The sequence below is a fragment of the Dehalobacter sp. TeCB1 genome (genome assembly GCF_001707455.1).
In the GTDB taxonomy this organism is placed as follows: domain Bacteria; phylum Bacillota; class Desulfitobacteriia; order Desulfitobacteriales; family Syntrophobotulaceae; genus Dehalobacter; species Dehalobacter restrictus.
Window position 1 is genome coordinate 19686 of record NZ_MCHF01000027.1, and the last position, 12438, is coordinate 32123.

At 47.7% G+C, this 12438-nt stretch carries 8 protein-coding genes; 3 read left to right on the top strand and 5 right to left on the bottom strand.

The window, feature by feature from the left end; translation table 11 throughout:
* Positions 1 to 5: 5 nt before the first annotated feature.
* The gene (carB, locus tag A7D23_RS07990; RefSeq protein ID WP_025205319.1) at positions 6 to 4073 is read right to left on the bottom strand and encodes a carbamoyl-phosphate synthase large subunit; all 4068 of its coding nucleotides are present in this window, start codon (positions 4071 to 4073) and stop codon (positions 6 to 8) included.
* Entirely contained in the window at positions 4064 to 5263 is a 1200-nt protein-coding gene (locus A7D23_RS07995) for a carbamoyl phosphate synthase small subunit (protein ID WP_025205318.1), read from the bottom strand. The genes carB and A7D23_RS07995 overlap by 10 nt, the downstream gene beginning before the upstream one ends.
* Before the next feature lie 289 nt (positions 5264 to 5552).
* On the opposite strand from A7D23_RS07995, the gene A7D23_RS08000 reads away from it, so the two are divergent.
* The 3 genes from A7D23_RS08000 to A7D23_RS08010 all read left to right on the top strand — a co-directional run bounded on the left by A7D23_RS08000 (position 5553) and on the right by A7D23_RS08010 (position 8500).
* Complete coding sequence (locus A7D23_RS08000; RefSeq protein ID WP_025205317.1) at positions 5553 to 6452, top strand: glycosyltransferase family A protein; 900 nt, start codon at positions 5553 to 5555, stop codon at positions 6450 to 6452.
* Positions 6453 to 6622: 170 nt separating this feature from the next.
* On the top strand, positions 6623 to 7729 hold the full coding sequence (locus tag A7D23_RS08005) for an LPS biosynthesis protein RfbU (protein WP_242837036.1): 1107 nt from the start codon (positions 6623 to 6625) through the stop codon (positions 7727 to 7729).
* Positions 7730 to 7780: 51 nt separating this feature from the next.
* The gene (locus A7D23_RS08010; protein WP_025205315.1) at positions 7781 to 8500 is read left to right on the top strand and encodes a glycosyltransferase; all 720 of its coding nucleotides are present in this window, start codon (positions 7781 to 7783) and stop codon (positions 8498 to 8500) included.
* Here the strand turns inward: A7D23_RS08010 and A7D23_RS08015 are convergent, their stop codons facing one another.
* From A7D23_RS08015 to dinB, 3 genes are read right to left on the bottom strand one after another with little or no spacing between them, the layout of a single operon-like run.
* On the bottom strand, positions 8501 to 10369 hold the full coding sequence (locus tag A7D23_RS08015; RefSeq protein WP_025205314.1) for a hypothetical protein: 1869 nt from the start codon (positions 10367 to 10369) through the stop codon (positions 8501 to 8503).
* Positions 10370 to 10372: 3 nt separating this feature from the next.
* A complete protein-coding gene (locus A7D23_RS08020) occupies positions 10373 to 11146 on the bottom strand; it encodes an ABC transporter ATP-binding protein (protein ID WP_025205313.1) in 774 nt (257 codons plus the stop codon).
* A 39-nt stretch (positions 11147 to 11185) separates the two neighbouring features.
* Positions 11186 to 12349: a DNA polymerase IV gene (gene dinB, locus A7D23_RS08025; protein ID WP_025205312.1), complete on the bottom strand. Its 1164-nt coding sequence runs from the start codon at positions 12347 to 12349 to the stop codon at positions 11186 to 11188.
* Between the last annotated feature and the right edge of the window lie 89 nt (positions 12350 to 12438).

Here is a 12438-nt window from a genome sequence, read left to right on the forward strand (position 1 = left end):
GTTAATTAAATCTCTACGCTTCCTTCGAATACCTTTTCCGGTTTTCCTGTCATATAGACCGTCTCATCCGTATATTTAACAACCAGGTCGCCGCCTTTTAGCTTCACCAGAATATGCTGGTCTTTTTGGCAGAAACCGTTCAGCACTGCAGCAACGACAGCCGCGCAGGCGCTGGTACCGGCCGCAAGCGTTTCGCCGTTGCCACGTTCCCAGACCCTCATTTTGAGGGTATTTCGGTCAATCATCGTGACGAATTCCACATTGACTCTTTCCGGAAATAACGGAGAATATTCGAAGGCCGGTCCTTCAATATCCATCTGAATGCTTTCCTGGTTCTCCACAAAAAGCACACTATGCGGATTCCCCATGGACACACAGGTGATGCGGTAATCGCGACCGGCAATCGTAACCGGCTGATTCACGATAACCTCTCCCGGCAATTTAACCGGAATCTTCTGAGGTTCCAACTCCGCCGGCCCCATATCCACGCAGACCGAATCGACTTTCCCGTTTTGGATATAGAGTTTCAGTTTTTTAGTCCCGCTCAAGGTTTCAATCGAAATCCGATCCTTAACGATGATCTCGTTGTCGTACAGATATTTCCCGATGCATGTAAGCGCATTGCCGCTCATTTTACCTTCGCTGCCATCCAGATTGAACATCTGCATCCTCGCATCCGCTTTGTCGGACGGGCAGATCAGCACGATCCCGTCCCCGCCGATACCATAGTGCCTATCAGATAAATAAACACTCAGGGATTCCGGGCTGACGATTTGTTGATCGAAGCAGTTGAAATAGATATAATCGTTGCCGCAGGACTGCATTTTTGTAAAGGTAAGCTGCCGCCGTTCGCTGCGCATATGGTTGATGTCCACAAGCTCCGTGTTGTTCTGGGAATACCGGCTCTTCAGACTGTTGGCTAACGCATTGGCGGTATCCAGCGAGGTCAGGCACGGAATTGCTGTCTCAACTGCCTTGCGGCGGATTTTGACACTGTCCAGACCGGGTAGCCTGCCTTTGGCGGAAGTCGAAATAATATAATGGATCTTGCCGCTTTCCAGCAGCGTTTGGATATTGTCATGCTCTGATTCATGAATCTTCTTGACCGAAATTACCTGCAGACCCGCTTGCTCCAGCACTTTGGCCGTTCCGCCGGTCGCATAGAGTTTAAAGCCCAGCTCGCTGTATTTCCTGGCGATATCAACCATCTCCGGCTTATCGCCGTTGCGAACCGTAATTAAAACGCCACCCTGCTTCACCATCTTGTACCCGGCAGCCACCAGTCCCTTATAAAGCGCCTCGGCCAGCGATTTGCCGATACCCAGCACCTCGCCCGTCGACTTCATCTCCGGGCCCAGCTGCACATCGACGTCGATCAGTTTTTCAAACGAAAACACCGGAACCTTAACCGCGACATAAGGCGGGGTTTTATACAGCCCTGTGCCATAGCTCATATCGGTCAGTTTTTCGCCAAGCATCGCCCGGGTCGCGAGGTCAACCATCGGCACGCCGGTCACTTTGCTGATATACGGGATGGTCCTTGAGGAACGCGGATTCACTTCGATGACGTAGATTTCTCCGGCATGAACGACATACTGAATATTGACCAGCCCCTGGGTGTTTAAGGCCAGGGCCAGTTTCCTGGAATAGTCAATGACCCGTTCCGTCAGTTCTCCGCTTAAGTTCCAGGCGGGATAGACTGCAATTGAATCACCGGAATGGATACCGGCCCGCTCAATATGCTCCATGATCCCGGGGATCAGAATCTCTTCACCGTCACAGATCGCATCGACTTCGATTTCAATACCTGACAGGTACTTATCGATCAGTACGGGATTTTCGATGTTGTAAGTTAGGATAATGTCCATGTATTCACAGATATCCTGATCACTAAACGCAATAATCATATTTTGTCCGCCAAGCACATAGGAAGGGCGCATCAGAACCGGATAGCCGAGCTTATTCGCCGCCTGCAACGCTTCATCGGTGTTCATCACGGTATGTCCCTGAGGCCGTTTAATGGAGAGTCGTTCCAACAAAGCGTCAAACCGTTCCCTGTCTTCGGCCGCATCAATGCTGTCGGCCGGTGTGCCCAGAATCCGTACCCCCTGGGCTTCCAAGAACTTCGTCAGCTTAATGGCCGTCTGTCCGCCAAAAGCCACGACGACGCCATAGGGCTGCTCCGTATGAATCACATTCAGAACGTCCTCATTGGTCAGCGGTTCAAAATACAAGCGGTCGGCCGTGTCAAAATCGGTCGATACGGTCTCCGGGTTATTGTTGACGATCACGACCTCATAGCCTGCTTTTTTCAGCGCCCACACACAATGTACGGAAGCATAGTCAAACTCGATCCCCTGGCCGATTCGGATTGGTCCTGATCCAAAGACAATAATTGTTTTCCTGCCGCTATTCCGGGCTTGGATAAACTGCTCAGCCTCATTGGCTTCATCGTACGTCGAGTAAAAATACGGGGTCTCCGCCTCAAATTCGGCTGCGCAGGTATCGACCATTTTGTAAGAAGCCCAGCGTTTCTGATAGATCCCCTGCGCAATCCCCTGTTCAATCCTGCAGCCTGAAAGCCGTTCAATCACTTTATCAGGATACCCAAGTTTCTTGGCCTCTTCGTACAGCTCCTGCGTTAGAGGTCCGACGGCTAGCTCTTTCTCCAAAGCTTTAAGGTGAGCCAGTTTGTATAAGAACCAGAGGTCAATCTTGGTGATCTCATGAATCAATTCGCAAGAAATGTCCCTCTGCAACGCTTCAAATATCACAAAAAGCCGTTCATCGTTGCACACCGCAAGCAGCTGTTCAATCTCGGCATCCGTCAGTTTCTTGAGTTTGGGCAGGTTTAAGCTGTCCAGGGAAATCTCCGCTCCCCTGACCGCTTTCATAATGGCCTGCTCAAAGCTCACGCCGATCGCCATCACTTCACCGGTTGCTTTCATCTGCGTACCCAGTGTGCGTTTCGCGTAAACAAATTTATCAAACGGCCACTTGGGCAGTTTCACCACGACATAATCCAGCGCCGGTTCAAAACAGGCATAGGTCTTCCCTGTAACGGCGTTTTTAATCTCATCGAGTGTATAGCCGACCGCAATTTTTGCGGCAACCTTAGCAATCGGATACCCCGTCGCCTTGGAGGCCAGAGCTGAGGAACGGGATACCCTCGGGTTCACCTCAATGACGGCATAGTCAAAGCTGTCCGGATGCAGCGCGAACTGGCAGTTGCAGCCGCCTTCCACTTCCAGGGCTGTAATAATATTCAGCGCAGCCGAACGCAGCATTTGGTATTCTTTATCCGAAAGCGTAACGGCCGGCGCGATAACGATGCTATCCCCGGTATGCACCCCGACCGGATCGAAATTCTCCATACTGCAGACGGTAATAACATTCCCCACCCGGTCCCGCATCACTTCAAACTCAATCTCTTTCCACCCGGAAATACATTTTTCAATTAGGACCTGGGTAATCGGTGAAAGCCTCAGACCGTTGGCCGCAATTTCCTGCAGCTCAATTTCATTATAGGCAATCCCCCCGCCTGTTCCACCCAGCGTAAAGGCTGGACGGACGATGACCGGATAGGAGATCTCCTCCGCAAAGGCGAGGGCAGCAGGGACATCCGTCACGACCAGAGAAGGGATGACAGGCTCGCTGATCGCTGCCATGGTATCCTTAAACATCTGCCGGTCTTCAGCTTTATCGATGGTTACCGGATTTGCGCCCAACAGCTTGACACCTTGCTTTTCTAGAAATCCTTCTTTGGCAAGCTGCATGGAAAGTGTCAGACCGGTCTGACCTCCTAACGTAGATAAAATGCTGTCCGGTCTTTCCTTGATGATGATTCTTTTGATGGTCTCCAGCGTTAACGGCTCGATGTAAATTTGATCGGCCATTGCGTTATCCGTCATGATCGTAGCTGGATTGGAGTTGATCAGAACGACTTCCAGCCCCTCCTCTTTCAAGGCCCTGCACGCCTGGGTCCCCGCGTAATCAAATTCAGCAGCCTGCCCGATGACGATCGGACCTGAGCCAATGACCAGTACTTTTTTTATTGTTTTATTTAACGGCATGTTGAGCAGTCCTTCCTCATCAAATCAATAAATTGATCAAATAAATAGCTGGTATCCAAGGGTCCTGCCGAAGCTTCCGGATGAAACTGTGCCGAGAAAGCTGGCATATTCAGATATTCAATTCCTTCGCAAGTCCCGTCATTGGCATTCTCAAAACGCATGCGGGCATGAGCAGGAAGGCTGTTGGCAACAACCGCATAGCCATGGTTCTGGCTTGTAATGTAGACCCTGCCGGTTTTCAAATCCTTCACCGGCTGGTTGGCGCCCCGGTGCCCGTATTTCAGCTTGGACGTTTCGGCACCCTGCGCCAGCGCCAGCAGCTGATGTCCGAGACATATCCCGAAGATCGGCAGACCGGAGGCAGAAAGCTTCTTCAGTTCTGCGATAATTCCCTTATTGTCGGCCGGATCTCCCGGTCCGTTGGAAAGCATGATCCCGTCCGGGTGCAAAGCCAGGATACTTTCGGTGGATGTCTCAGCAGGCACCGTGATAACCTCACAGCCGCGTTTAATGAGCTCACGCCGGATATTTTCCTTCGCTCCGAAATCCCACAGGACCACCCGGTATTTGCCGGTTACTTCTTTGGCGGTCGCTACATCTCTAGATGTGGCAACGTCAACGGGCTTACCTATGTCTCTGGTTGGGACTATTTCAATGGATGAGATACTCTTCCGTGTTACATCGGTGTTCTCGGTCGGTATTGTTTCCCTGCAGGAAACTGTCTGGATCGCGTCCGTAATTTTATAAGCATTGATTTCAGCCAGATCTTTCTCAAGATTGTCCAGGGTTGCGGTGATTTTGGCGTTCATTACGCCGACCTCGCGGATGATCTTGGTGAGTTCCCGGGTGTCAACCCCATAAACCCCGACAATATTCTGTGCTCTTAAAAAAGCGTCAAGCTCACCCTCACAGCGAAAGTTGGAGGGAACTTGACACCACTCCCGGACAACATAGGCTTTCAATTTCGGGGAATCACTTTCAAAATCGTTCGGAATAATCCCATAATTTCCGATCAAAGGGAACGTCTGAACCACAATCTGCCCGTAATAGCTCGGGTCAGTCAGGGTTTCTAGATATCCGGTCATTGCAGTAGTAAAGACAATCTCACCGACTGCCTCTCCTGCTGCCCCGAAAGGCTTCCCTTTAAAAACCTGGCCATTGGCCAGGATAATATACACATTCTGCTGCACGCGGATCCCTCCGTTGTTCTTATTTCGATCGGCTGATCATCAGCCTGTTTGCCGTCGCTAAGTAAAATGATCTGAAGAGTAAAATCAATGGAATAGAGTTCTCCAAATAGCATTATATCACGGGAATCGCTGAAGATAAAACGACGCCCTTTCATGAATACTGTATTCTCTTGGTGCCGAAATCGAATACCAAGCTTTTTATAGCAACATAAATTGAGAAAATTTTTGTAACCTCTTGTCCACAGAACAACATATGATGTTATTGGAAAAAATTGGAGGTAGAATAAATATGACACCACCTTTTATCACCTATTCGACATTTCACAGGCTGGGGTTAAATGCTAGAAATTTAAACTCCCTATTCAATACCACAGATGATTTTGAACTCCATATCATTGATAGCAATTCGCAGGACGGAACATGGGATTATATTCAAAGTCTTAATGACAGCCGCATCAAATCTAAAACAAGGCTACCCGTAAATTATGGTCCCATTTACGCGCTTAATTACAATCTGGCCCGCAGAAAACCAGACCAGTATTTTATTGTCCTCGAAAGTGATGTGTATTTTTATGTCCCAGATTGGATAAGCCGGTTTATGAAAATATTTAAAACTTTCCCGGAGGTAGGGCTGCTGGGGTTGTCCAAGGCCCACCCGTATCCAGCCTATTATCCGGAGGTTTCCCTTCAAGAGAGAAGCGGTGTAAGCTACCTGCAGTTAATGCATACTGAGGTCGGTAATGTCCTTGATTTTGTACCCGGGCAATGCCAGATCCTAAGACCTGAGCTTATTAACCTTATCGGCTATTGGTCCGAGGAAAACGGCTACGGGGATGCCGAACTGTCGCTCAGAATTAATAAATATACGCCGTTTAAAGCAGGATATGCAATCGACATCCCGATTGATATGCTCCAGACTGTACCTTGTGCGACCTGTGAGGGCAGCCGATGGTGCATCTGCAATAGAATAAATCTTACCTGTTTTGACCTTAGAAACACCAAGCATAAGAATGAATCTTTTGTCTTGACCCACGGATGGAAATACCTTGAATGCTTCAAGGAACTTCGTGAAGGTAAGCGAACAGTATACTGCGCATCAATTCATGATCCGGAATCCTACAAGAATCACCTTTACCATATGGATTGGGCCCTGGAGAATTTCAACTTCTATGTAAGTAATGCCAACTAGTAGATTGATTCGTAAATCCGGCGCTTCACACTCCATGCTCCGCTCAATGCTGGCTATCCATTACAGAGACTTGGTCTGGAAGCTAATGAAATCAACGTTACTCTAGAGAAATAGAAATTAAAAAAGCATTGCAAAGAATAATATTAAGAAGAATGAAAGGACAAAAATTAATGATCAATCAAAAAAAAATAGCAATTCTCGATGACTATTTTCCTAATCTGACGACGGGTTTTAGGATATCTGAATTTAATTACTATTTGGAGAAGTATCCGAACTGTGAAGTGTACGCGACCAGATATGACATGCATCATCATGAATATGCTGCCGTATATCCGCAGTATAAGGATAAAGTAAAGCCGTTTACCCAGTTTGACTGGACCGGCCAGTCTTACGCGCTGTATTATATGGTATTTTTAAGTAACGCCGCTGCTTTTCATTTTGTCTATGAAATGTTTAACACGCCGTTTATATTTGAACTCTATCCCGGAGGGGGATTTTGGATCAATGATGACGAAATTGATGCCAGGCTGATCAAAGTCCTGCAATCCCCTCTTTTGAGAAAAGTCATTGTTACGCAGAAGAGGACGTACGACTATATTACCAGCCGCGGTTTTGTTACGCCGGACAAGATTGCCTATATTTATGGGATGGTGACGTATCCGGAGTATTTCCACTCGACCGTACCCAAGCGATTCTACGGAAAAGATAAAAATACGCTCGACATCTGCTTTGTGGCTCACAAATATATGCCAACAGGAATGGATAAGGGGTATCCCATATTTATCGAGATGTGCAAAAAGCTCGCTTCAATAACAGAGGATATCAGGTTCCATGTCGTCGGCAATTTTGACCGGGATGAAATTGATGTCAGTGAGTTGGGCAGTCGGATCGTATTTTATGGTCTTAGAGATAAAAGCTTTTTCCCACAATTCTTTTCCGGAATGGACATGATCGTTTCACCGAATCTTCCTTTTGTCCTGATACCGGGTAAGAACTTTGACGGCTTCCCTACAGGCTGCTGCATCGATGCTGCTTTGCACAACGTTGCTGTTTTCTGTACCGACGAACTGAATATGAACGACCATTTTGAACACAAAAAGGACCTTTTTATTATCCACGCTGATGCCGGCAAGATTGCTGAAAGTATCATGGAATATTACCAAAGCCCCGAAAAGTTATACAGTATGTCGGCGTGCGGACAGGCAAAATTCAGAGAGATCTTTGACTTTGAAAAACAAATGAGAGACAGAGTATCAGTCATTGAACAATATGTGTAATCAAATAATCGAACAAATATCAAATAGAATCATTCAATTTGGGAGCCACCAATGACAAAGCCGGATGGCATATCCATTATTACCTGTACGCACTTCCCTTTTTACCTGGACAATATCTTCGCGAATTATGCCAGACAAACCTACCCTGTCAAGGAACTTATTATCATCCTGAATGGCCCTGGTATTAATCTTTCCGATTTTTACAAGAGGGCGGAATTGCATCCTCATGTAAGGATCATTCAGCTGCCTGAAAGCTGCTCGGCAGGAACGTGTTTAAATTATGCTGTCAGGCAGACCCATTATCCTTACATCGCTAATTTTGATCATGACGATTATTATGCTCCAGAATACTTGAATGATTTTATGAAAATAGCGCCTTCCAGCGAGGCGGGTGTTTTCGGAAAGAAAACGCACTTCGTCTTTTTTGAAGAGCAAAGAATCCTGGCGCTTTTGCATCCTGGCAGAGAAAACAGCTATGTTGACTATCTTATCGGCTGTACCCTTTTTATGAAAAAAAATATTTTTGAAAAAGTACAGTTTATTGATGCCAATATTGCGGACGAACAATTTGGTGCAGACTGTACCAAAAACGGCATCAAAATTTATGCGATTGATAAATACAATTTTGCTTATATTCGCCGAAATGATCTCAGCCTGCATACCTACAAATTAGATAATCAGCAATTAATGGAACAATATTGTCAGGTTGTCGCACAGGTTTCTGACTTTAAGCCCTGGGTATTAGGGTCATTTACTTTTCATGCTTGTTGATTACCTGAGCCGGTTCTTGCTGCTGGTCGTCACGAGCTCCACCCGGAAACCTTTGCGGCTTTGCCGGACTGTCGCAGTCATAAATCCGAAGAAAATAAGTAACCACAGCCCGCCGGTCAACAGAATTCCGAGTAAAGTCCTGAACAGAACGGGCCAAAATAACGGACGGCTGAGAAAATACAATCCACTGAGCAGTCCTGACTGTACATTCCATTCGAAGGTGACCGGCGGAAGCATCTGAAGCGCTGAGACCAACTCAGCAGGAGGGAATAAATAGCATAGACTTAAACCCAGAATAAGGATGAAACAAAAATTGATCAGATACATCATTAGCGAAGCACTTGGCGATATCCGCATTTGTGGCTTGTCCGGATTATAGCGGCAGTTCTTGATGGAATAATACAGCCCGATGGCACTGGAACCCAGGCTTAAGAAAATCGCCGCCAGCGCCAGGATAAGCGTTAAGCTCGTTGAAACTCCGACTGCCAATGAAGTGCCAACCAGAAGAGCCTCCATCAATAGTAACGTTGGAAGCACAGCTGCAGTTAATTTCCCCCAGACGACAGGCCACCCTGCCAAGGGAACACTATTTAGCAGCCAGTCAGACTCCCCTTCCCTGCCAAATGCCTGCAAGGCCAAATTGCCGCTGAACATAATCGTGTACATGATAAGAACCATTACCAAGCTGGATACACTCGATGCCGAAGCATTGAACAGAAACTGAACCACAAAGAAGGCCATAATGATCAGTGGGATCAAATAGCTAAACCATTCTCTGGTATCCCTTTTCAAGGTCAGCAGATCTTTTTTGGCCACGGCCCACATGCCTGCCCACGTCGAGGCCAGCAAGACTACTGTTTCCTGCTCCTGGCCAACAGTCCCGAAGAAGATCTTTTCCTGTTGGCGGTTCGTCGTATCAACGCTGGAAACTGAACGTCTTTTGCGCCGTCTTCCGCCATCTCCCTGGCTGATGGAAATGAAGCCCTGTCGGAATCCCCGTTCCAAAAGAATCAAGGCAATCAAAAAAAGAAACGCACTGAAAATAAGGACCAGAAGGCTCCATCCCAGCCCAGCGGCAAAGCTATCGGTTATTCCGCTGGTTAAAGCAAGTGAAACCCATCCCCACGGGAAAAAATTCATGACGTGGATCAGCTGCTCTTTGCCTGCCAGCATGGCCCCAATATCCAAGTTACCTTGGCTTCCCAGCATCATTCCCGGAATCTGAAATACTAACGCGATCAAGACACCTGCCAGCCCTCCCATGAGTCCGACGGCTTCTTTGCTCCTGTGAGGCGGAACAATACGCATAACCAAAAGGTTCAGCAGTTCGGCCAGCGCTGTCCCGCTAAGCCATAAACCGCAGCCTGACAGAAAAACAAGAAGATAATAGGATGCTTTGGCCTCAAAAAGCAGACCGCAGAACACCCCCGGCAAAAAAACAAACAAGAACGCAACTAAAAGATTGCTCACAAGTACAGAGACTGTTTTCACGGCAAAAACGACCCGCAGAGGAACCGGTGCCATGAAAAGGAGTTCCAAATCTTCAGACATATACAGCGCTGCAAAAGCTGCCGTAAGACCAAAGAATATCTGGCTGGCCAGTCCCATCAGAAAGAACAGGGAGAGAAAACCCTGGACGGTCTCAGGCTGCATCGATTTCAACATCCCATAGGATATGGCCCCCATGGAAATCAGAAAACTCAAAAACACAATCATCAGGATACCCATTCCGATGAAAGTTCTCTTCCGTTGATGTTTTAGCGTGTTAAGTGTCACCCGCAGCTGATTTGTTAGCAGCAGGACAAAATCCTGAACAAACGACTTTTCCGCAGGCGGGGTATCCAGAGGCGGCGGTATGATCATTTTCACCGTTTATTCCTCCTCCAGGCTTTTGATTAATTCAGCATTCTCACGGACTCCGGTAAGTTCCAGGAAAATATCTTCCAGGCTTTCCCCACCGTTTCCAACTTTTTGCCGGAGTTCTTCAGGGCTGCCCTGCGCGATCAGCATGCCATCTTTCAGAATACCGACCCGGTGGCACATTCTCTCGGCAATCTCAAGAATATGGGTCGAAACAAATACCGCGGCACCCTGCCGGGCCATTTCCTGAAGAATATCTTTGAGGAGGCGTGCGCTGGCCGGGTCAAGACCCACAGTCGGCTCATCCAAAAGAATCACCTTGGGCTGATGAATTAAGGCCCCCGCCAGAACAACCTTTTGTCTCATACCGTGAGAGTAGCCCTCTAACAGCTCATCCGCGCGCTCCATGAGACCGAACATTCCTAAGAGCTGCTCAGCCCGCTCTTTGGCAATGCCTTTTGGGACTCGGTACAGGGCTGAAATAAGGTGCAAAAATTCACGGGCTGACAGTTTGTTATACAATTTTGGCTGGTCCGGTACATAAGCCATTAAGGCTTTGGCCTGAGTGGGCTGCCTGCGGATATCGTAATCACAGATGGAGATCTCTCCCTCGCTAGGATCCAGCAATCCGGTAAGCATTTTAATCGTTGTTGTTTTACCGGCACCGTTCGGTCCCAAGAAACCGAAAATCTCCCCGCTTCTTACCTCCAGGTTTAGATCATTGACAACCGGCACTGAACCATACCTTTTGGTTAAACGATTTGTTCTGATCAAGACCCTTTCCATTGCGTACCTCCTGCTAACTTTCTCGTTCCTCACGCTTCATTATAGTAATCGTGCCCTTGTGATACTGTTCTTTCCATATTTCGCGTTGACTTGATCGATCACTTTTGTCAGGTTTCCCATATCTTTTTGAGGTTCATCAAACAACGTCAGTTGCTCAGTTTGATCCGTTAAGTTATTCAAGGTGATTCCAATTAGCCTAAGCGGCTGATTCATGGAGAGCTCGCGTAAGAGCGAACAGGCTTCGTGGTAGATCAGATCATCCAGATCTGTGGCCTGAGGGAGGGTGCTGGAACGCGACAGGGTTCTGAAATCCGGATAACGTGCTTTCAGCGTAATTGTTTTCGCTCTCAGCGCATGTTTGCGCAGGCGTCTTCCCACATCCACCGCAAGCTTCAGCAGCTCTTTTTCAAGTACGTCGACATCAGCAATATCTGATGGGAATGTCGTCTCCCTGCCAACGGATTTCGCCATTCTGTCGGTTTCTACGGAGCGATTGTCAATACCTCGGGCGAGTTCGTAAAGCTGTTTGCCCATGACACCGAATCGTTTCGAGAGAGCACTTTCATCCAAAGCACGCAGATCTTTCACTGTTCTGACCCGAAGCTCATGCAGCTGTTCCGCCGTTTTGATGCCGACCCCCCACACCCTTTCCACTGCCAGAGGATCGAGAAACTCCTGTACTTTATCCGGAGGGACAACGACAAAGCCGTCCGGCTTTTGCAGATCGGAAGCAATCTTGGCGAGGAATTTATTGGGGGCCAAACCCACTGAAGCCGTCAGGCCAAGTTCCTGCCGGATACGTTGTTTGATCAGCACGGCAATATCTTGGGCAAATCCAAAAAGAGCCGTTGATCGCGTAACGTCCAAAAAAGCTTCATCAAGGGACAAAGGCTCGACGAGCGGCGTGTAGGACAAAAATATTTCGTGTATCCGGTCTGAGGCTTCCTGATATTTTTGCATATTGACAGGGAGAAATGCGGCCTGCGGACAGCGTCTGAAGGCCTCGGTCATGGGCATCGCAGAATGAATGCCAAATTTACGGGCCTCATAAGAAGCAGCAGAAACAACACCCCGGCTGTTTGGCTTGCCGCCCACGATAACAGGCTTTCCGAGTAAGGCTGGATGATCTCTCTGTTCTACCGCAGCATAGAAAGCATCCATATCGATATGGAGTATTTTTCGATGGTTTTGCCATTCTTCCATAAATCAATTATACCACTATGCGCTCATAATTGAGCTAAATCATAAAAAGATGACCCCCGCGCAAGACAGAAATCATCTTCTAAGTGCAT